Source organism: Kitasatospora purpeofusca (assembly GCF_042691725.1).
In the GTDB taxonomy this organism is placed as follows: Bacteria; Actinomycetota; Actinomycetes; order Streptomycetales; family Streptomycetaceae; genus Kitasatospora; species Kitasatospora purpeofusca_B.
In genome coordinates, this window is record NZ_CP170483.1 from 5,316,018 (window position 1) to 5,333,088 (window position 17,071).

The 17,071-nt window shown below is 67.3% G+C and carries 29 protein-coding genes; all 29 read left to right on the forward strand.

The features are described 5' to 3' along the window. Nucleotides 1–114: 114 nt before the first annotated feature. The 29 genes from ACFCLZ_RS22790 to rpsM all read left to right on the forward strand — a co-directional run bounded on the left by ACFCLZ_RS22790 (nucleotide 115) and on the right by rpsM (nucleotide 17,038). On the forward strand, nucleotides 115–1,932 hold the full coding sequence (locus ACFCLZ_RS22790; RefSeq protein WP_380278764.1) for a hypothetical protein: 1,818 nt from the start codon (nucleotides 115–117) through the stop codon (nucleotides 1,930–1,932). Between the two features lie 422 nt (nucleotides 1,933–2,354). Further along, the gene (gene rpsJ / locus ACFCLZ_RS22795; protein ID WP_012785157.1) at nucleotides 2,355–2,663 is read left to right on the forward strand and encodes a 30S ribosomal protein S10; all 309 of its coding nucleotides are present in this window, start codon (nucleotides 2,355–2,357) and stop codon (nucleotides 2,661–2,663) included. Nucleotides 2,664–2,677: 14 nt separating this feature from the next. Beyond that, nucleotides 2,678–3,325 carry a 50S ribosomal protein L3 gene (gene rplC, locus ACFCLZ_RS22800; RefSeq protein ID WP_189916064.1) on the forward strand — a complete coding sequence of 216 codons (648 nt, stop codon included), beginning with the start codon at nucleotides 2,678–2,680 and terminating at the stop codon, nucleotides 3,323–3,325. Nucleotides 3,326–3,330: 5 nt separating this feature from the next. Then, complete coding sequence (gene rplD / locus ACFCLZ_RS22805) at nucleotides 3,331–4,008, forward strand: 50S ribosomal protein L4 (RefSeq protein ID WP_344338031.1); 678 nt, start codon at nucleotides 3,331–3,333, stop codon at nucleotides 4,006–4,008. Next, entirely contained in the window at nucleotides 4,008–4,325 is a 318-nt protein-coding gene (rplW, locus tag ACFCLZ_RS22810; protein WP_380278767.1) for a 50S ribosomal protein L23, read from the forward strand. Before rplD ends, rplW begins: the two co-directional genes overlap by 1 nt. A gap of 36 nt (nucleotides 4,326–4,361) precedes the next feature. Further along, nucleotides 4,362–5,198: a 50S ribosomal protein L2 gene (gene rplB / locus ACFCLZ_RS22815; RefSeq protein WP_376086155.1), complete on the forward strand. Its 837-nt coding sequence runs from the start codon at nucleotides 4,362–4,364 to the stop codon at nucleotides 5,196–5,198. An 11-nt stretch (nucleotides 5,199–5,209) separates the two neighbouring features. Continuing rightward, nucleotides 5,210–5,491, forward strand: coding sequence for a 30S ribosomal protein S19 (gene rpsS / locus ACFCLZ_RS22820; protein ID WP_030055821.1), 282 nt, complete (start codon nucleotides 5,210–5,212; stop codon nucleotides 5,489–5,491). Nucleotides 5,492–5,541: 50 nt separating this feature from the next. Next, nucleotides 5,542–5,889 (forward strand): 50S ribosomal protein L22, encoded by a 348-nt coding sequence (rplV, locus tag ACFCLZ_RS22825; RefSeq protein WP_045304593.1) that lies wholly within the window; start codon nucleotides 5,542–5,544, stop codon nucleotides 5,887–5,889. Further along, nucleotides 5,889–6,713 (forward strand): 30S ribosomal protein S3, encoded by an 825-nt coding sequence (gene rpsC / locus ACFCLZ_RS22830; protein WP_030263494.1) that lies wholly within the window; start codon nucleotides 5,889–5,891, stop codon nucleotides 6,711–6,713. The genes rplV and rpsC overlap by 1 nt, the downstream gene beginning before the upstream one ends. A 5-nt stretch (nucleotides 6,714–6,718) precedes the next feature. After that, nucleotides 6,719–7,138 (forward strand): 50S ribosomal protein L16, encoded by a 420-nt coding sequence (gene rplP / locus ACFCLZ_RS22835; RefSeq protein WP_030300385.1) that lies wholly within the window; start codon nucleotides 6,719–6,721, stop codon nucleotides 7,136–7,138. Further along, the gene (rpmC, locus tag ACFCLZ_RS22840; RefSeq protein WP_030300387.1) at nucleotides 7,138–7,362 is read left to right on the forward strand and encodes a 50S ribosomal protein L29; all 225 of its coding nucleotides are present in this window, start codon (nucleotides 7,138–7,140) and stop codon (nucleotides 7,360–7,362) included. Before rplP ends, rpmC begins: the two co-directional genes overlap by 1 nt. Then, nucleotides 7,362–7,634 (forward strand): 30S ribosomal protein S17, encoded by a 273-nt coding sequence (gene rpsQ / locus ACFCLZ_RS22845; RefSeq protein WP_030055826.1) that lies wholly within the window; start codon nucleotides 7,362–7,364, stop codon nucleotides 7,632–7,634. Before rpmC ends, rpsQ begins: the two co-directional genes overlap by 1 nt. 102 nt (nucleotides 7,635–7,736) lie before the next feature. Next, nucleotides 7,737–8,108 carry a 50S ribosomal protein L14 gene (rplN, locus tag ACFCLZ_RS22850; protein ID WP_030393301.1) on the forward strand — a complete coding sequence of 124 codons (372 nt, stop codon included), beginning with the start codon at nucleotides 7,737–7,739 and terminating at the stop codon, nucleotides 8,106–8,108. A 15-nt stretch (nucleotides 8,109–8,123) separates the two neighbouring features. Continuing rightward, complete coding sequence (rplX, locus tag ACFCLZ_RS22855) at nucleotides 8,124–8,435, forward strand: 50S ribosomal protein L24 (protein WP_030055828.1); 312 nt, start codon at nucleotides 8,124–8,126, stop codon at nucleotides 8,433–8,435. Continuing rightward, nucleotides 8,435–9,004: a 50S ribosomal protein L5 gene (rplE, locus tag ACFCLZ_RS22860; RefSeq protein ID WP_030300393.1), complete on the forward strand. Its 570-nt coding sequence runs from the start codon at nucleotides 8,435–8,437 to the stop codon at nucleotides 9,002–9,004. Before rplX ends, rplE begins: the two co-directional genes overlap by 1 nt. 4 nt (nucleotides 9,005–9,008) lie before the next feature. Beyond that, nucleotides 9,009–9,194 (forward strand): type Z 30S ribosomal protein S14, encoded by a 186-nt coding sequence (locus ACFCLZ_RS22865; RefSeq protein WP_030393303.1) that lies wholly within the window; start codon nucleotides 9,009–9,011, stop codon nucleotides 9,192–9,194. Between the two features lie 268 nt (nucleotides 9,195–9,462). Continuing rightward, nucleotides 9,463–9,870: a 30S ribosomal protein S8 gene (gene rpsH, locus ACFCLZ_RS22870; RefSeq protein ID WP_030055831.1), complete on the forward strand. Its 408-nt coding sequence runs from the start codon at nucleotides 9,463–9,465 to the stop codon at nucleotides 9,868–9,870. Nucleotides 9,871–9,892: 22 nt separating this feature from the next. Next, nucleotides 9,893–10,432: a 50S ribosomal protein L6 gene (gene rplF, locus ACFCLZ_RS22875; RefSeq protein WP_030393304.1), complete on the forward strand. Its 540-nt coding sequence runs from the start codon at nucleotides 9,893–9,895 to the stop codon at nucleotides 10,430–10,432. 3 nt (nucleotides 10,433–10,435) lie between these two features. Next, on the forward strand, nucleotides 10,436–10,819 hold the full coding sequence (gene rplR / locus ACFCLZ_RS22880) for a 50S ribosomal protein L18 (protein ID WP_344338019.1): 384 nt from the start codon (nucleotides 10,436–10,438) through the stop codon (nucleotides 10,817–10,819). Between the two features lie 48 nt (nucleotides 10,820–10,867). Next, nucleotides 10,868–11,491 carry a 30S ribosomal protein S5 gene (gene rpsE, locus ACFCLZ_RS22885; protein WP_344338017.1) on the forward strand — a complete coding sequence of 208 codons (624 nt, stop codon included), beginning with the start codon at nucleotides 10,868–10,870 and terminating at the stop codon, nucleotides 11,489–11,491. Continuing rightward, complete coding sequence (gene rpmD, locus ACFCLZ_RS22890) at nucleotides 11,491–11,673, forward strand: 50S ribosomal protein L30 (RefSeq protein ID WP_030055835.1); 183 nt, start codon at nucleotides 11,491–11,493, stop codon at nucleotides 11,671–11,673. The genes rpsE and rpmD overlap by 1 nt, the downstream gene beginning before the upstream one ends. A 2-nt stretch (nucleotides 11,674–11,675) precedes the next feature. Then, nucleotides 11,676–12,128: a 50S ribosomal protein L15 gene (gene rplO / locus ACFCLZ_RS22895; RefSeq protein ID WP_376086152.1), complete on the forward strand. Its 453-nt coding sequence runs from the start codon at nucleotides 11,676–11,678 to the stop codon at nucleotides 12,126–12,128. Nucleotides 12,129–12,456: 328 nt separating this feature from the next. Next, a complete protein-coding gene (gene secY, locus ACFCLZ_RS22900) occupies nucleotides 12,457–13,767 on the forward strand; it encodes a preprotein translocase subunit SecY (protein ID WP_380278773.1) in 1,311 nt (436 codons plus the stop codon). Continuing rightward, entirely contained in the window at nucleotides 13,767–14,420 is a 654-nt protein-coding gene (locus ACFCLZ_RS22905; RefSeq protein ID WP_380278775.1) for an adenylate kinase, read from the forward strand. The genes secY and ACFCLZ_RS22905 overlap by 1 nt, the downstream gene beginning before the upstream one ends. A gap of 129 nt (nucleotides 14,421–14,549) precedes the next feature. Beyond that, a complete protein-coding gene (map, locus tag ACFCLZ_RS22910; RefSeq protein WP_380278777.1) occupies nucleotides 14,550–15,389 on the forward strand; it encodes a type I methionyl aminopeptidase in 840 nt (279 codons plus the stop codon). 129 nt (nucleotides 15,390–15,518) lie between these two features. Next, nucleotides 15,519–15,944, forward strand: a complete 426-nt coding sequence (mscL, locus tag ACFCLZ_RS22915; RefSeq protein ID WP_355358394.1) for a large conductance mechanosensitive channel protein MscL — start codon at nucleotides 15,519–15,521, stop codon at nucleotides 15,942–15,944. Nucleotides 15,945–16,116: 172 nt separating this feature from the next. Further along, nucleotides 16,117–16,338: a translation initiation factor IF-1 gene (gene infA, locus ACFCLZ_RS22920; RefSeq protein WP_003956442.1), complete on the forward strand. Its 222-nt coding sequence runs from the start codon at nucleotides 16,117–16,119 to the stop codon at nucleotides 16,336–16,338. Nucleotides 16,339–16,370: 32 nt separating this feature from the next. Beyond that, entirely contained in the window at nucleotides 16,371–16,484 is a 114-nt protein-coding gene (rpmJ, locus tag ACFCLZ_RS22925; RefSeq protein ID WP_003956441.1) for a 50S ribosomal protein L36, read from the forward strand. 173 nt (nucleotides 16,485–16,657) lie between these two features. Continuing rightward, nucleotides 16,658–17,038, forward strand: coding sequence for a 30S ribosomal protein S13 (rpsM, locus tag ACFCLZ_RS22930; protein WP_030300422.1), 381 nt, complete (start codon nucleotides 16,658–16,660; stop codon nucleotides 17,036–17,038). The last annotated feature ends 33 nt before the right edge of the window (nucleotides 17,039–17,071 follow it).

Consider the following 17,071-nt stretch of genomic DNA (forward strand, 5'->3'; position numbering starts at 1 on the left):
CCGTGCCCACGGCGCCTCCGCCGGTTGTCGGAGTGACCTTCACAATCGACGCGGCCGCGGCGGCTGCGGGGTCCCGCGCAGCGCCGGACCATTCAGGGGAAGAGTCGGAGTTCAGTGCAGACTTCAGCAGAGACCGTCGAGGAGCACCCGGACGGCGCCGTCGGGAGCAGACCGCAGACCGACGCGGAGCGGCCGCCCGGTGCGACGACCCGGGTGGCGGCGTGGTTCGAGCGGGCCCAGGGCCGGCGCTGGTTCTGGCCAGGCGCGCTGGCCGCCGGATACCTCGGCGAGGTGCTCTTCCGGCTCGTCCTCGTCCGCCACCTGTACTACCCGTCGGTCCACGCCGACGAGGACTCCTACCTCGTCCTCGCCCGCGTGCTGGCCGGCCGCGGCACCACCGAGATGCCGGTCGGCTCGGTCATCCCCGGCGGCTACCCGCTGCTGATCTCCCCGGCCTTCCGGATCGCCGACGACCCGGCCACCGCGTACCACATGATCATGGGGATCAACGGGCTGCTCAACGCGCTGGTCTTCCCGCTGGCCTTCCTCGCGCTGCGCCGCTTCGGCCTGCAGCGGCCGCTGGCCTACATCTTCGCCGCCGCCACCGCCCTGCTGCCGCCGGTGGTCTTCTACTCGCAGTACGTCCTGTCGGACACCGTGCTCCCGGTGCTGATCCTGTCCTGGCTGCTCTGCATGCACGGCTGGCTCAGCGAGGGCTCCCTCAAGCGCCGCACCTGGTTCGCGGCGGGCACGGCCGCGGCCGCCGCCTACTCGATGGCGACCCACGACCGCGGCGGCGTGGTGGTGGCCCTGACCGCCGTGGTGTTCCTCGGCGTCCTGGTGCTGCGCTGGGCGCCGTGGCGGACCACCGTGACCGGCCTCGGCGTGCTGGCGGTCGGCCTGGTCTTCGTAAAGGCGCTGTCCTCGTGGCTCAACAACCAGTTCGACGTGGACGCGAGCAAGACCGGCACCTACCTGATCGAGGGCATCACCAACCCCGACATCCTGCAGCGCACGCTGACCAGGACCATCGGCCAGATCTGGTACTTCATCATCTCCACCTGGGGCATCGGCGGCCTGGCGGTCGTCGTCTGCCTCTTCGCGGTCTTCAGCAAGCGCTTCCCGCGCCCGTACCGGATCGTCGGCGGCGTGACGGTGGCGCTGCTCTTCGGCACCGCGCTGGCCGCCGCGGCCACGCTCCCGGAGGACTGGCGGATCGACAACTGGGTGTACGCCCGGTACTGCTCCTACCTGGTCCCGGTCGCCTTCGTCACGGGCGTCGCGGTGCTCGCCCGGTTCGGCCGGCGCAGCCTCGGCTACGCCGTGGCCGCCACCATGGGGCTCGCCGTGCTGATCGCCCAGCTGGTGATCTGGTCGGCGGGCTCGCTGCTGGTCAAGCAGGTCTTCATCGGCTGGGGCATGCCGGACGCGCTGTTCCTGGCCAGTGACTGGGGCCGGCTCAACATGTGGCGGACGACCGCCGCGGCGTTCATCATCCTGGGCGCCATCGTGATGTTCCGGTACGCCGGCGGCCGCCGGGTCCTGTGGGCCACCGGCATCTCGCTCGCGCTGTTCGGCGCCTTCGCCACGACGACCATCACCGAGCAGATCACCGACCCCTACACGGCCTGGCGCAAGACCTACGCGACCGACTTCACCAAGGCCGCCGGGATCAAGTCCACCGACAACGCGGTGCTCGCCTGGGACATCGAGGGCAACATCCGGATGGCCCAGGCCTTCGAGGTCTACAAGGGCCGGGTCTGGTACCGGGACCCGCGCTGGCAGCCGGTGCCCGAGGAGGCCACCGTGATCGCCACCCCGCTGCCCGAGGCGGGCAAGGCCCCCGAGTCCTACTGGAAGGACCACCCGGCCGAGTGGTACGTCGAGCGGGTCGACCAGAAGCGCGGATTCATGATCTGGCGCAAGCACTGAGCGGCGCCGCGCCCGCCCGAAGCGGGCGCTGACCCCGCGCACCGCCCGTCGGGGCCGGTGAGGTACGCCTCACCGGCCCCGATTGGCATTCCGGAGCCCGGCTGTGGCAGTATGTCCAAGTTGCTCGGTTGAGTTGCCGATGCTGCGCGCCTCCCGCCGGGAGGACTGGAAGCGAGTCCCATGTACTCGTCGTTCCCGTGATGGCCGTCAAGCGTGAGTGTTACGCCACGGCAGCTGCGGGGCGGACGTACGGGAATCTTCCGGGAAGCGTGTGCGGGGCCTCGGCCCGGCCCCCCACCCCGAAAGTTTGAAACCGACGAATTAATCGCCGGTTTTTTGCAAGCGCGAGTGCGACACGCCCGAGCGCGGGGGTCGGAGCGGGGGTCGTGCAGTGACTAGGACAGAAGGACTACAAGGTAGCCATGGCGGGACAGAAGATCCGCATCCGGCTCAAGGCCTACGACCACGAGGTCATCGACTCCTCGGCGAAGAAGATCGTCGAGACGGTGATCCGTACTGGTGCGCAGGTCGCGGGCCCGGTGCCGCTGCCCACTGAGAAGAACGTGTACTGCGTCATCCGCTCGCCGCACAAGTACAAGGACTCGCGCGAGCACTTCGAGATGCGCACTCACAAGCGTCTGATCGACATCCTCGACCCCACGCCGAAGACGGTTGACTCGCTGATGCGTCTCGACCTGCCGGCTGGCGTCGACATCGAGATCAAGCTCTGAGAGGCGCACCGAAGATGGCTAAGCAGATTAAGGGCATCCTGGGCGAGAAGCTCGGCATGACCCAGGTCTGGGACGAGAACAACCGGGTCGTTCCGGTGACCGTCGTCAAGGCTGGGCCGAATGTCGTGACCCAGGTCCACACCGCCGACAGCCCGGCCGGCTACGACGCCGTCCAGATCGGCTTCGGCGAGATCGACCCCCGCAAGGTGAACAAGCCCCTCGCGGGCCACTTCGCCAAGGCCGGTGTCACCCCGCGCCGCCACCTGGTCGAGCTCCGGACCTCGGACGCGTCCGAGTACACCCTGGGCCAGGAGATCACCGCCGAGCTGTTCGAGGCGGGTGTCAAGGTCGACGTGACCGGCACCTCCAAGGGCAAGGGCTTCGCCGGTGTCATGAAGCGCCACAACTTCCGGGGCCTCGGCGCCGGTCACGGCGTGCAGCGCAAGCACCGTTCGCCCGGTTCCATCGGTGGCTGCGCCACCCCGGGCCGCGTGTTCAAGGGCCTGAAGATGGCCGGCCGGATGGGTCACGAGCGTGTGACCACCCAGAACCTGACCGTGCACGCGGTTGACGCGGAGAAGGGTCTGCTCCTGATCAAGGGCGCGATCCCGGGCCCGAACGGCGGCCTCGTCCTCGTCCGCACCGCGGCGAAGGGGCTGTGAAGGATATGAGCACCATTGACATCCTGTCGCCCTCGGGTGACAAGACCGGCAGCCTCGAGCTGCCGGCCGAGATCTTCGACGCGAAGGTCAGCGTTCCGCTGATGCATCAGGTCGTCGTGGCGCAGCTCGCTGCGGCCCGTCAGGGCACCCACAAGACCAAGACTCGCGGCGAGGTCCGTGGTGGCGGCAAGAAGCCGTACCGCCAGAAGGGCACCGGCCGCGCCCGCCAGGGCTCGACCCGCGCGCCGCAGTTCGCCGGCGGTGGCGTCGTGCACGGTCCCGTGCCGCGCGACTACTCGCAGCGGACCCCGAAGAAGATGATCGCCGCCGCCCTGCGCGGTGCGCTCACCGACCGGGCCCGCCACAACCGCATCCACGTCGTCACCGACGTGACCGCGACCGAGGCGCCGTCGACCAAGGCCGCCAAGAGCCTGTTCGGCAAGATCACCGAGCGCAAGAACGTCCTCCTGGTCGTCGAGCGTGCGGACGAGCTGGGCCTCAAGTCCGCTCGCAACCTGCCGAACGTCCACATCCTGGACGCCGGTCAGCTGAACACCTACGACGTGCTCGTCTCCGACGACGTGGTCTTCACCCAGGCCGCCTTCGAGCGTTTCGTGGCCGGTCCGGCCGCGTCCGCCAAGGCCGTTGCCGCTGAGGGCGAGCTCGAAGGGAGCGCCGCCTGATGAGCGACGTTACGAGCAAGACGTTCACGGACCCCCGTGACGTCCTGGTGAAGCCGGTCATCTCCGAGAAGAGCTACTCGCTCCTCGACGAGAACAAGTACACGTTCGTCGTGTCGCCCGGTGCCAACAAGACCCAGATCAAGCAGGCCGTCGAGGCGGTCTTCTCGGTCAAGGTCGAGTCCGTCAACACGCTCAACCGTCAGGGCAAGCGCAAGCGCTCCAAGACGGGTTTTGGCAAGCGCAAGGACACCAAGCGCGCCATCGTGACGCTGGCTGAGGGCAACCGCATCGACATCTTCGGTGGTCCGACCTCCTGACGGAGGCCGTGATCGTCGATCAAGACGAGGACGAAAATGGGTATCCGCAAGTACAAGCCGACTACGCCGGGCCGTCGTGGCTCCAGCGTGGCCGACTTCGTCGAAATCACGCGGTCCACGCCGGAGAAGTCGCTGGTTCGCCCCCTGCACAGCAAGGGCGGCCGTAACAACGCCGGTCGGATCACCGTTCGCCACCAGGGTGGCGGACACAAGCGCGCCTACCGCGTGATCGACTTCCGTCGTCACGACAAGGACGGCGTGCCGGCCAAGGTCGCGCACATCGAGTACGACCCGAACCGCACCGCGCGCATCGCGCTCCTGCACTACGCGGACGGCGAGAAGCGCTACATCATCGCGCCGCGCGGCATCGCGCAGGGCGACCGGGTGGAGAACGGCGCCGGCGCCGACATCAAGCCCGGCAACAACCTGCCGCTGCGCAACATCCCGGTCGGTACCACCATCCACGCGGTGGAGCTGCGTCCCGGCGGCGGTGCCAAGCTGGCCCGCTCGGCCGGCTCCGGCATCCAGCTGCTGGCGCGTGAGGGCAAGATGGCGCACCTGCGCATGCCCTCCGGTGAGATCCGCCTGGTGGACGCGCGCTGCCGCGCGACCGTCGGCGAGGTCGGCAACGCCGAGCAGTCGAACATCAACTGGGGCAAGGCCGGCCGTATGCGCTGGAAGGGCGTTCGCCCGACCGTGCGTGGTGTGGCCATGAACCCGATCGACCACCCGCACGGTGGTGGTGAGGGTAAGACCTCCGGTGGTCGCCACCCGGTTTCGCCGTGGGGCCAGAAGGAGGGTCGCACTCGTAGCCCGAAGAAGGCTTCGAACGCCCTCATCGTGCGCCGCCGCAAGACCAACAAGAAGCGCTAGGAGCAGGTCAGATGCCGCGCAGTCTCAAGAAGGGCCCCTTCATTGACGGCCACCTTCTCAAGAAGGTGGACGCGCAGAACGAGGCGGGTACCCAGAACGTCATCAAGACCTGGTCCCGTCGCTCCGTGATCTTCCCGGCCATGCTCGGCCACACGATCGCGGTGCACGATGGCCGCAAGCACGTCCCGGTGTTCGTCACCGAGTCGATGGTCGGCCACAAGCTCGGCGAGTTCGCGCCGACGCGTACCTTCCGCGGTCACGTCAAGGACGACCGCAAGTCGAAGCGTCGCTAGTCGCCAGCGAGATTACCGACTCAATGACTTACACCAGCAAGGGGACAACCATGGAAGCCAGGGCCCAGGCGCGGTACATCCGCGTCACGCCCATGAAGGCCCGCCGCGTGGTGGACCTCATCCGTGGCCTGAACGCCACGGAGGCCCAGGCGGTCCTGCGTTTCGCTCCGCAGGCCGCGACCGTGCCGGTCGGCAAGGTGCTCGACAGCGCCATTGCCAACGCCGCGCACAACTACAACCACTCCAACGTGGACGACCTCGTCATCAGCGAGGCGTACGTTGACGAGGGCCCGACCCTGAAGCGGTTCCGTCCGCGCGCCCAGGGCCGTGCCTACCGGATCCGCAAGCGGACCAGCCACATCACCGTGGTCGTCAGCAGCAAGGAAGGGACCCGGTAATGGGCCAGAAGGTTAACCCGCACGGGTTCCGCCTCGGCATCAGCACGGACTTCAAGTCCCGCTGGTACGCCGACAAGCTGTACAAGGACTACGTCAAGGAAGACGTTGCCATTCGTCGCATGATGACGAAGGGCATGGAGCGCGCCGGCATCTCCAAGGTCGAGATCGAGCGCACCCGCGACCGCGTCCGTGTGGACATCCACACCGCTCGCCCCGGCATCGTGATCGGCCGGCGCGGCACCGAGGCCGACCGCATCCGCGGCGACCTCGAGAAGCTGACCGGCAAGCAGGTCCAGCTGAACATCCTCGAGGTCAAGAACCCCGAGCTGGACGCCCAGCTCGTGGCTCAGGGCGTCGCGGAGCAGCTGTCCTCCCGCGTCTCCTTCCGCCGTGCCATGCGCAAGTCGATGCAGGGCACCATGAAGTCCGGCGCCAAGGGCATCAAGGTCCAGTGCTCCGGTCGTCTCGGCGGCGCCGAGATGAGCCGTTCGGAGTTCTACCGCGAGGGCCGTGTGCCGCTGCACACCCTGCGCGCGAACGTCGACTACGGCTTCTTCGAGGCCAAGACGACCTTCGGCCGCATCGGCGTGAAGGTCTGGATCTACAAGGGCGACGTCAAGAACATCGCCGAGGTCCGCGCTGAGAACGCCGCTGCCCGCTCGGGCAACCGCCCGGCCCGTCCCGAGGGTGGTCGTCCCGCCCGCGGTGGCGAGCGCCGTGGTGGCGAGCGCGGTGGCCGCGGCCGTCGTCCCGCCGCTGCCGAGGCCCCCGCGGCTCCGGCCGCCGAGGCTCCGGCTGCCGAGAACACCGGAACGGAGGCCTGACCGCAATGCTGATCCCCCGTCGGGTCAAGCACCGCAAGCAGCACCACCCGAAGCGCCGCGGCGCCTCCAAGGGTGGCACCGAGCTGGCGTTCGGCCAGTTCGGCATCCAGGCCGTGACCCCGGCCTACGTGACGAACCGTCAGATCGAGTCCGCTCGTATCGCGATCACCCGTCACATCCGCCGTGGCGGCAAGGTCTGGATCAACATCTACCCGGACCGTCCGCTGACCAAGAAGCCGGCCGAGACCCGCATGGGTTCCGGTAAGGGTTCGCCGGAGTGGTGGATCGCGAACGTGCACCCGGGTCGGGTCATGTTCGAGCTGTCGTACCCGAACGAGAAGGTTGCTCGTGAGGCGCTGACCCGCGCCGCTCACAAGCTGCCGATGAAGTGCCGGATCGTCCGGCGCGAGGACGGTGAGAGCTGATGTCGGCCGCTACCAAGGCTGCTGACCTCCGCCAGCTGGACAACGAGGGTCTCGTTGCCAAGCTGCGCGAGGCCAAGGAGGAGCTGTTCAACCTCCGCTTCCAGGCGGCGACCGGGCAGCTCGACAACCACGGACGGCTCAAGCTCGTCCGTAAGGACATCGCGCGGATCTACACCCTGATGCGCGAGCGCGAGCTGGGCATCGAGACGGTGGAGAACGCCTGATGACTGAGAACACCAACGAGACGCGCGGTTTCCGCAAGACCCGTGAGGGTCTCGTCGTCAGCGACAAGATGGACAAGACCGTCGTCGTCGCCGTCGAGGACCGCGTCAAGCACGCGCTGTACGGCAAGGTCATCCGCCGTACGAACAAGCTGAAGGCGCACGACGAGGCGAACGCCTGCGGCATCGGCGACCGGGTCCTCCTCGCGGAGACCCGCCCGCTGTCCGCGACGAAGCGCTGGCGCGTCGTCGAGATCCTCGAGAAGGCCAAGTAACGAAGTTGATGCGGTACGGCCGTATGTGCACCAGGTCCCTCGCGGGCGCTGGTGTGAGCAGCGGCCGGCCCGTCAGCTCTCGTTGACGATCAGGAGAAAGCTGTGATCCAGCAGGAGTCGCGACTGCGTGTCGCCGACAACACGGGCGCGAAGGAAATCCTTTGCATCCGCGTTCTCGGTGGTTCCGGTCGCCGCTACGCCGGTATCGGGGACGTCATCGTCGCCACCGTCAAGGACGCGATCCCCGGTGGTTCGGTGAAGAAGGGTGACGTCGTCAAGTGCGTCGTCGTCCGTACCGTGAAGTCGCGCCGTCGTCCCGACGGTTCGTACATCCGGTTCGACGAGAACGCCGCTGTCGTTCTCAAGAACACCGACGGTGACCCCCGTGGTACCCGCATCTTCGGCCCGGTGGGCCGCGAGCTGCGTGACAAGAAGTTCATGAAGATCATCTCGCTGGCGCCGGAGGTGCTCTGACCCATGGCGAACAGCATGAAGATCAAGAAGGGTGACCTGGTCCAGGTCATCACCGGCAAGGACCGCGGCAAGCAGGGCAAGGTCATCCAGGCCATGCCCGCCGAGAACAAGGTCCTGGTCGAGGGTGTGAACCGGGTCAAGAAGCACACCAAGCCGGGTCCGGGCACTCAGGGTGGCATTGTCACCGTCGAGGCCCCGGTGCACGTCTCCAACGTCCAGCTGGTCGTGGAGAAGGACGGCAAGAAGGTCGTCACCCGCGTTGGCTACCGCTTCGACGACGAGGGCAACAAGATCCGCGTTGCCAAGCGAACCGGTGAGGACATCTGATGTCTGAGACGTCTGTTGAGAAGGTGACCCCCCGCCTCAAGGAGCGTTACAACTCCGAGATCAAGGGGCAGCTGCAGGAGCAGTTCTCGTACGAGAACGTCATGCTGACGCCCGGCCTGGTCAAGGTCGTCGTCAACATGGGTGTCGGCGAGGCCGCCCGTGACAGCAAGCTGATCGAGGGCGCGATCCGCGACCTGACCGCGATCACCGGTCAGAAGCCGGCCGTGACCAAGGCTCGTAAGTCCATCGCGCAGTTCAAGCTGCGCGAGGGCCAGCCGATCGGCACCCACGTCACCCTCCGTGGTGACCGCATGTGGGAGTTCCTGGACCGTCTGGTGTCGCTGGCCCTGCCGCGTATCCGTGACTTCCGCGGTCTCTCCCCCAAGCAGTTCGACGGCCGTGGCAACTACACCTTCGGTCTGACCGAGCAGGTTATGTTCCACGAGATCGACCAGGACAAGGTCGACCGGCAGCGCGGTATGGACATCACCGTCGTGACCACCGCGCAGACCGACGACGAGGGCCGGGCGCTCCTGCGTGCTCTGGGCTTCCCGTTCAAGGAGGCGTGAGCCAATGGCGAAGAAGTCCCTCATCGCGAAGGCCGAGCGGAAGCCGAAGTTCGGCGTCCGGGCCTACACCCGGTGCCAGCGGTGCGGCCGTCCGCACTCGGTGTACCGCAAGTTCGGCCTCTGCCGTGTGTGCCTCCGTGAGATGGCGCACCGTGGCGAGCTGCCGGGCGTGACCAAGAGCTCCTGGTAACCCAGGCGCTGCGGGCACACAGCGAAGCAGAGGTGCCCGATCCCACACCGGTCCGTTTTGGGCCTGCCGTACGGGTTCCCGTAAGGTAGTGGGGTCGGGCCCCCTGCCACGGCATCCCCATGGATGCCCGTGGCCCTCTTGCGAGAGGGCTCGCACCCAGTCTTACGACGTCGCAGGTCCCCTGCGCTTGTGCCCCTGACGAACTCGAAAGAGTGCGGAAGGGGGACCTGGCGCGGAGAAACCGCGGCGAGAGAGGCCTGAGGCCATCATGACCATGACCGACCCCATCGCAGACATGCTCACGCGTCTGCGTAACGCGAACTCGGCGTACCACGACTCCGTGGCGATGCCGGCCAGCAAGATCAAGGCGCACGTCGCCGAGATCCTGCAGCAGGAGGGTTACATCTCCTCCTACAAGGTTGAGGAGCCCGTCGAGGGCGAGGTCGGCAAGAAGCTGACCATCGAGCTCAAGTTCGGCCCCAACCGTGAGCGCTCCATCGCCGGCATCAAGCGCATCAGCAAGCCGGGTCTGCGCGTTTACGCAAAGTCCACCAACCTGCCGAAGGTTCTCGGCGGCCTGGGCGTGGCGATCATCTCCACGTCCTCCGGCCTCCTGACCGACAAGCAGGCCGCCAAGAAGGGCGTAGGCGGAGAAGTTCTCGCCTACGTCTGGTAATTCGGGAAACGGAGGTACAGCAATGTCGCGCATTGGACGGCTGCCCATCCAGGTCCCCGCTGGCGTGGACGTCACCATCGATGGCCAGACGGTCTCGGTGAAGGGCCCGAAGGGCTCCCTCACCCACGTCGTCGCCGCGCCGATCGAGATCGGCAAGGGCGAGGACGGCATTCTGGCTGTCACCCGCCCCAACGACGAGCGTCAGTCGAAGGCCCTGCACGGCCTGACCCGCACGCTGGTGGCGAACATGATCACCGGCGTGACCGCGGGCTACCGCAAGTCGCTGGAGATCAGCGGTGTCGGCTACCGAGTTCTGGCGAAGGGCTCCGACATGGAGTTCCAGCTGGGCTACAGCCACCCGATCCTCGTCGAGGCGCCGGAGGGCATCTCCTTCGTCGTCGAGTCGGCCACCAAGTTCCACGTGGACGGCATCGACAAGCAGAAGGTCGGCGAGGTCGCCGCGAAGATCCGCAAGCTGCGCAAGCCCGACCCGTACAAGGCCAAGGGCGTCAAGTACGCGGGCGAGGTTATCCGCCGCAAGGTCGGAAAGAGTGGTAAGTAAGCGATGAGTGTCTCTGTCAAGATCGGCAAGGGCAACGCCTACAAGAGCGCCGCTCGCAAGCGCCGCGCGATCCGCGTTCGCAAGCGCATCGTCGGCAGCGAGGTGCGTCCGCGCCTCGTCGTGACGCGCTCGAACCGTCACATGGTCGCCCAGGTCATCGACGACGCCAAGGGTCACACCCTGGCGTCGGCGTCCACCCTCGACGTGTCCATCAAGGGCGCCGAGGGCGACAAGACCGAGCTGGCCAAGAAGGTCGGGAGCCTGGTCGCCGAGCGCGCCAAGGCCGCCGGCATCGAGTCGGTCGTCTTCGACCGCGCGGGCAACCGGTACGCCGGCCGCATCGCCGCCCTGGCGGACGCGGCCCGCGAGGCCGGGCTCGACTTCTAAGCCGCTCGTCGACTCTGTCGGCGGACGTAATCGAGAGAGGTAATTCCAATGGCTGGACCCCAGCGCCGCGGTAGCGGCGCCGGCGGCGGCACCGGTGGCGAGCGGCGCGACCGTAAGCGTGACGACCGGGGCAACGCCCCCGCCGTCGAGAAGACCGCTTACGTCGAGCGCGTCGTCGCGATCAACCGCGTCGCCAAGGTTGTCAAGGGTGGTCGTCGTTTCAGCTTCACCGCGCTGGTCGTGGTGGGCGACGGTGACGGCACCGTGGGTGTCGGTTACGGCAAGGCGAAGGAGGTTCCGGCCGCCATCGCCAAGGGTGTTGAGGAGGCCAAGAAGAACTTCTTCAAGGTCCCCCGTATCCAGGGCACCATCGCGCACCCCGTTCAGGGCGAGAAGGCCGCCGGCGTCGTGCTGCTGAAGCCCGCCGCCCCCGGTACCGGTGTTATCGCCGGTGGCCCGGTGCGTGCCGTCCTGGAGTGCGCCGGCGTTCACGACATCCTGTCGAAGTCGCTCGGCTCGGACAACGCGATCAACATCGTGCACGCCACGGTTGCCGCGCTGAAGCAGATCCAGCGTCCCGAGGAGGTCGCGGCCCGCCGTGGCCTGCCGCTCGAGGACGTGGCTCCGGCCGGTCTTCTGCGGGCTCGGGCTGCTGCCGGGGTGAGTGCCTGATGGCTCGCCTGAAGATCACGCAGACCAAGTCGTACATCGGCAGCAAGCAGAACCACCGCGACACCCTGCGCTCGCTTGGCCTCAAGCGCATGCACGACGTCGTGGTGAAGGAGGACCGTCCCGAGATCCGCGGGATGGCCCACACGGTCCGTCACCTGGTGACGGTTGAGGAGGTGGACTGATCATGGGCGACAACCCGATCAAGATCCACAACCTGCGTCCCGCCCCGGGTGCCAAGACCGACAAGATCCGCGTGGGTCGTGGTGAGGCGTCCAAGGGTAAGACCGCTGGTCGTGGTACCAAGGGCACCAAGGCCCGCTACCAGGTTCCGCAGCGCTTCGAGGGTGGCCAGATGCCGCTCCACATGCGTCTGCCGAAGCTGAAGGGCTTCAAGAACCCGTTCAAGATCACGTTCCAGGTTGTCAACCTCGACAAGCTGGCCGAGCTCTACCCGCAGGGTGGCGAGGTCACCGTCGAGGACCTGGTCGCCAAGGGCGCGGTTCGCAAGAACTCCCTCGTCAAGGTGCTCGGCACCGGCGAGATCTCGGTTGCGCTGCAGGTGACGGTGGACGCCGTCTCCGGCTCGGCCGCCGAGAAGATCACCGCCGCCGGCGGTACCGTCACCGAGCTCGTCTGAGCCCGCTGACTTCGTGAGCCCCGCGTCTCCCGCTTCGGGAGGCGCGGGGCTCACGCCGTTTCCGGCCCTTTCCGAGGGCGGCCGTCCGCATCGTGGTGACCGGGCCCTCGTTCTTTTGTGTGGCAAAACCGGGCATCCCGTACCCCGTGAGTGGGGGAGCGGCGGTACGCGCTTCTTTCGAGCGGCCGTGCACTGTTAGAGTCCGTGGGGTTCCCTTGTAGGCTGCGCATAGGCTCGCCTGTGCCGTCTGTATCGGAGCCCGAACCGCAAACTCCCCATTCAGGACCGACCCTCCCGCCGACGACGTGCGGGAGGCGCAGGAGGCACCGTGCTCAGTGCGTTCGCGCGGGCGTTCCAGACGCCCGACCTGCGCAAGAAGCTGCTGTTCACGCTGGGCATCATGGTGCTGTTCCGGCTGGGCTCGCACGTTCCCGTACCAGGGGTCGACTTCGAGGCGGTTCACGCCTGCATCAAGGAGACCAAGAACAACGGCCTGTTCGGGCTGGTGAACCTGTTCTCCGGCGGGGCACTGCTCCAGCTGACGATCTTCGCCCTCGGCATCATGCCGTACATCACGGCGAGCATCATCCTCCAGCTCCTCACGGTCGTGATCCCGCGACTCGAGGCGCTCAAGAAGGAGGGACAGTCCGGCCAGGCGAAGATCACGCAGTACACCCGGTACCTGACCATCGCGCTGGCGGTGCTCCAGGGCACCGGCATCGTGGCGACCGCGTCCAGCGGCGCCCTGTTCTCGGGCTGCGTCTACTCCAACCAGATCGTGCCGGACACCGGCGTGTTCCGGATCGCCGTGATGGTCCTGACCATGACCGCCGGCACCACGGTGATCATGTGGCTCGGTGAGCTGATCACCGACCGGGGCATCGGCAACGGCATGTCGCTGCTGATCTTCACCTCGATCGCCGCCCAGTTCCCCACCTCGATGTGGGCGATCAAGCAGTCCGGCACCATCGGCGGCGGCTGGGTCGAGTTCCTCTCGGTCATCGCGATCGGCGTCATCGTTGTGATGCTCGTCATCTTCGTCGAGCAGGCCCAGCGCCGGATCCCGGTCCAGTACGCGAAGCGGATGATCGGACGGCGGGCCTTCGGCGGCACCTCGACCTACATCCCGCTCAAGGTGAACCAGGCCGGTGTCATCCCGGTCATCTTCGCCTCGTCGCTGCTGTACATCCCGGCCCTCGTGGTCCAGCTGACCAACAGTCAGGCCGGCTGGGCGGTGTGGATCAACCAGCACTTCGTGCGCGGTGACCACCCGATCTACATGGCCACCTACTTCCTGCTGATCGTCTTCTTCGCCTTCTTCTACGTCGCCATCTCCTTCAACCCCGAAGAAGTTGCCGACAACATGAAGAAGTATGGTGGGTTCATCCCGGGTATCCGGGCCGGCCGCCCGACGGCCGAGTACCTGAACTACGTGCTCACCCGCATCACGTGGCCGGGTTCGCTCTACCTGGGCCTGATCGCGTTGATCCCGATGATCGCCCTGGTCGCCTTCGGACAGCAGACCAACTTCCCGTTCGGCGGCACCAGCGTGCTCATCGTCGTCGGCGTCGGACTCGAAACTGTGAAGCAGATCGAGAGCCAGCTCCAGCAGCGCAATTACGAAGGGTTCCTCCGCTGATGCGTATCGTCCTCGTCGGACCCCCCGGGGCCGGGAAGGGTACTCAGGCGCACCTGCTCGCCAAGACCCTGTCCATCCCCCACATCTCCACCGGCGACCTGTTCCGCGCCAACATCGGCCAGGGCACCCCGCTGGGTGTCGAGGCCAAGAGCTACATGGACGCGGGCCGCCTGGTGCCCGACGAGGTCACGATCGGGATGGCCAAGGACCGGATGCTCCAGGAGGACGCCGCCAACGGCTTCCTGCTGGACGGCTTCCCGCGCAACCTGGGCCAGGCGAAGGCGCTGGACGAGTTCCTCGCCGAGCAGGGCATCAAGCTCGACGGGGTGCTGGACCTGGAGGTCCCCGAGGACGAGGTCGTCCGCCGGATCGCCGGCCGACGGCTCTGCCGCAACGACGGCGGCCACGTCTTCCACGTGGACTACAACGCGCCGAAGGTCGAGGGTGTCTGCGACGAGTGCGGCGGCGAGCTGTACCAGCGCTCGGACGACACCGAGGAGGCCGTGCGCACCCGGCTGGAGGTCTACCACACGGAGACCGAGCCGATCATCGACTACTACCGCCAGCAGGGCCTGATCGCCACGATCCCGGCCCTCGGCAAGGTCGACGAGGTCACCCGGCGCGCGATCGAGGCGCTGAAGCAGGACAGCTGAGTTTTAGGCGACGGACGTACGGCCGCGCTGCCCGCACCCGGGCAGCGCGGCCGTACGGCGTCGTACGGTGGAACGAGTGCACGGCCGCCCGACAAGGACCGGGCGGGAACCCAAGGAAGGCGTGACCAGATGGTGGAGATCAAGACCCCCGAGCAGATCGCGAAGATGCGAGCGGCCGGGCTGGTCGTCGCCGAGGCGCTCAAGGCGTGCCGTGAGGCGGTCGCCCCGGGAATCACCACCCAGGAGCTCAACGACATCGCCGACAAGGTCATCACCGACCACGGCGCCACCTCGAACTTCCGGGCCCACCACGGCGGCCTCTGGTTCCCGGGCGTGATCTGCGCCTCGGTGAACAACGAGGTCGTGCACGGCATCCCCGGCGGGCGGGTGCTGCAGGAGGGCGACCTCATCTCGATCGACTGCGGCGCGATCCTGGACGGCTGGCACGGCGACGCGGCGATCACCGTCGCGGTCGGCGAGGTGGCCCCCGAGGTGGAGATGCTGAGCCGGGTCACCGAGGGCTCGATGTGGGCCGGCATCGCCCAGATGAAGAAGGGCAACCGCCTGGTCGACGTTTCCAAGGCGATCGAGGGCTTCATCCGCCGCCAGCCGCTGCCGCCCAAGGGCAAGTGGGGCATCACCGAGGGCTACGGCGGCCACGGCATCGGCACCGCGATGCACATGGAGCCGCACGTGCTGAACTACGTCGAGCGCGGCCGCGGCAAGGGCCCGAAGCTGATCCCGGGCACCGTGCTGGCGATCGAGCCGATGGTCTCGCTGGGCACCCCGCACACCGCCGTGCTGGAGGACGACTGGACCGTCGTCACCAACGACGGGACCTGGGCCTCGCACTGGGAGCACTCGGTGGCCGTCACCGAGCAGGGCCCGGTGGTGCTGACGGCCTTCGACGGCGGCCGGGAGATGCTGGCCAAGCTGGGCGTGACGGCCGCGCCGGACCCGCTGGCGTAGTTCCGCCGAAACCGCTCGGAGCAGCCAACTTCCGCTGCTGACAAGGGATCAGGGCCCTGGGGGTTTGGACTTCCAGGGCTTTTGTCCTATTTTTATGCGCCGGCAGTGGCTTCGAGCGAGGAGAGAGAAGTGCTCAAGGGATTCCGCGACTTCATGATGCGCGGCAACGTGGTCGACATGGCGGTCGGTGTGGTGATCGGCGCCGCGTTCACCGCGGTGGTCACCGGCTTCGTCTCCGCCTTCCTCACCCCGCTGGTGGGTGTGGTGGTCGGCGCCGCCGGCGACTTCGGCTCCTACAAGGCGACGATCGCCGGTGTGACCTTCCCGTACGGGCAGTTCCTCAACGTGCTGATCGCGTTCCTCATGACCGCGGCGGTGCTGTACTTCTGCGTCGTCCTGCCGGTGACCAAGGCCACCGCGCGCTACATGCCGAAGAAGCCGAAGACCCCGAAGCGCCCGTGCCCCGAGTGCCTGACCGAGATCCCCGAGGCCGCCCGCCGCTGCTCGGCCTGCACCGCCCACGTCGAGCCGCTGGCCGCCCCGGCGGCCCGCTGATCGGGTACCCCCGTTTTGGTCCATCCTGCGCGCTGGCGTAGGATGGACCGTCGGCTCACTCGTAGCGTGCTCCAGCACGCCCTCTTCCCCCTCGCCGGGGTCGGGGTGGACCCAGGTTCGCACGAGCGTTCCGCATACGGTAGCCGGTCCCGGAAGGTGGATCTCGCAGTTCATGGCTAAGAAGCAAGGCGCCATTGAGATCGAGGGCACCGTGATCGAGTCTCTTCCGAACGCGATGTTCAAGGTCGAGCTGCAGAACGGTCACAAGGTCCTCGCGCACATCAGTGGCAAGATGCGCATGCACTACATCCGCATCCTGCCGGACGACCGGGTCGTGGTGGAGCTCAGCCCCTACGACCTGACGCGCGGCCGGATCGTCTACCGCTACAAGTAAGAACGTCAGATCTAGACCCGGAGAACCTGAACATGAAGGTCAAGCCGAGCGTCAAGAAGATCTGCGACAAGTGCAAGGTGATCCGCCGTCACGGCCGGGTCATGGTGATCTGCGACAACCTGCGCCACAAGCAGCGCCAGGGCTGATCCTCCCCCCGCATTTCTCGTAGTACTTCGCGCGACGCGAAAACGTCATAAGCGGGCCACCCGATCCGTCCCCCGGACGGACTGCCGCCCCCGGTCAGAGGCCGGGGCTCCCTCACCGTGAGGTGTCGGAGTAGGTGGCACGCAAGACCTCTGAAGAACCACAGGAGCCATGAATGGCACGCCTCGCCGGCGTTGATCTCCCCCGTGAGAAGCGGATCGAGATCGCCCTTACCTACGTGTACGGCATCGGCCGTACCCGCGCCCAGCAGACCCTCGCCGAGACCGGCGTCAACCCGGATGTCCGCGTTCGCGACATCGCCGAGGACGACCTGGTCAAGCTGAGCCAGTACATCGACGCCAACTTCACGGTCGAGGGTGACCTCCGCCGCGAGGTGGCCGCCGACATCCGCCGCAAGGTCGAGATCGGCTGCTACGAGGGTCTGCGTCACCGCCGCGGCCTGCCGGTCCGCGGCCAGCGCACCCACACCAACGCGCGTACCCGCAAGGGCCCGCGTCGCGCGATCGCCGGTAAGAAGAAGCCGGGCAAGAAGTAGTCCGTCCCGTAACCGGACATCCCTCCGGCCCGC

Bases quoted from the DNA above. Each gene is read 5' to 3' on its own strand.
- rpmD (WP_030055835.1), top strand. From the start codon at position 11,491: ATGGCTCGCCTGAAGATCACGCAGACCAAGTCGTACATCGGCAGCAAG.
- rpsQ (WP_030055826.1), top strand. From the start codon at position 7,362: ATGACTGAGAACACCAACGAGACGCGCGGTTTCCGCAAGACCCGTGAG.
- rpsS (WP_030055821.1), top strand. From the start codon at position 5,210: ATGCCGCGCAGTCTCAAGAAGGGCCCCTTCATTGACGGCCACCTTCTC.
- rpsH (WP_030055831.1), top strand. From the start codon at position 9,463: ATGACCATGACCGACCCCATCGCAGACATGCTCACGCGTCTGCGTAAC.
- rpsM (WP_030300422.1), top strand. From the start codon at position 16,658: ATGGCACGCCTCGCCGGCGTTGATCTCCCCCGTGAGAAGCGGATCGAG.
- rpsC (WP_030263494.1), top strand. From the start codon at position 5,889: ATGGGCCAGAAGGTTAACCCGCACGGGTTCCGCCTCGGCATCAGCACG.
- rpsJ (WP_012785157.1), top strand. From the start codon at position 2,355: ATGGCGGGACAGAAGATCCGCATCCGGCTCAAGGCCTACGACCACGAG.
- rplW (WP_380278767.1), top strand. From the start codon at position 4,008: ATGAGCGACGTTACGAGCAAGACGTTCACGGACCCCCGTGACGTCCTG.
- rplR (WP_344338019.1), top strand. From the start codon at position 10,436: ATGAGTGTCTCTGTCAAGATCGGCAAGGGCAACGCCTACAAGAGCGCC.
- rpmC (WP_030300387.1), top strand. From the start codon at position 7,138: ATGTCGGCCGCTACCAAGGCTGCTGACCTCCGCCAGCTGGACAACGAG.
- rplD (WP_344338031.1), top strand. From the start codon at position 3,331: ATGAGCACCATTGACATCCTGTCGCCCTCGGGTGACAAGACCGGCAGC.
- ACFCLZ_RS22865 (WP_030393303.1), top strand. From the start codon at position 9,009: ATGGCGAAGAAGTCCCTCATCGCGAAGGCCGAGCGGAAGCCGAAGTTC.
- rplO (WP_376086152.1), top strand. From the start codon at position 11,676: ATGGGCGACAACCCGATCAAGATCCACAACCTGCGTCCCGCCCCGGGT.
- rplB (WP_376086155.1), top strand. From the start codon at position 4,362: ATGGGTATCCGCAAGTACAAGCCGACTACGCCGGGCCGTCGTGGCTCC.
- map (WP_380278777.1), top strand. From the start codon at position 14,550: ATGGTGGAGATCAAGACCCCCGAGCAGATCGCGAAGATGCGAGCGGCC.
- rpsE (WP_344338017.1), top strand. From the start codon at position 10,868: ATGGCTGGACCCCAGCGCCGCGGTAGCGGCGCCGGCGGCGGCACCGGT.
- rplF (WP_030393304.1), top strand. From the start codon at position 9,893: ATGTCGCGCATTGGACGGCTGCCCATCCAGGTCCCCGCTGGCGTGGAC.
- rpmJ (WP_003956441.1), top strand. From the start codon at position 16,371: ATGAAGGTCAAGCCGAGCGTCAAGAAGATCTGCGACAAGTGCAAGGTG.
- rplV (WP_045304593.1), top strand. From the start codon at position 5,542: ATGGAAGCCAGGGCCCAGGCGCGGTACATCCGCGTCACGCCCATGAAG.
- rplX (WP_030055828.1), top strand. From the start codon at position 8,124: ATGAAGATCAAGAAGGGTGACCTGGTCCAGGTCATCACCGGCAAGGAC.
- rplC (WP_189916064.1), top strand. From the start codon at position 2,678: ATGGCTAAGCAGATTAAGGGCATCCTGGGCGAGAAGCTCGGCATGACC.
- infA (WP_003956442.1), top strand. From the start codon at position 16,117: ATGGCTAAGAAGCAAGGCGCCATTGAGATCGAGGGCACCGTGATCGAG.
- rplE (WP_030300393.1), top strand. From the start codon at position 8,435: ATGTCTGAGACGTCTGTTGAGAAGGTGACCCCCCGCCTCAAGGAGCGT.
- ACFCLZ_RS22905 (WP_380278775.1), top strand. From the start codon at position 13,767: ATGCGTATCGTCCTCGTCGGACCCCCCGGGGCCGGGAAGGGTACTCAG.
- rplP (WP_030300385.1), top strand. From the start codon at position 6,719: ATGCTGATCCCCCGTCGGGTCAAGCACCGCAAGCAGCACCACCCGAAG.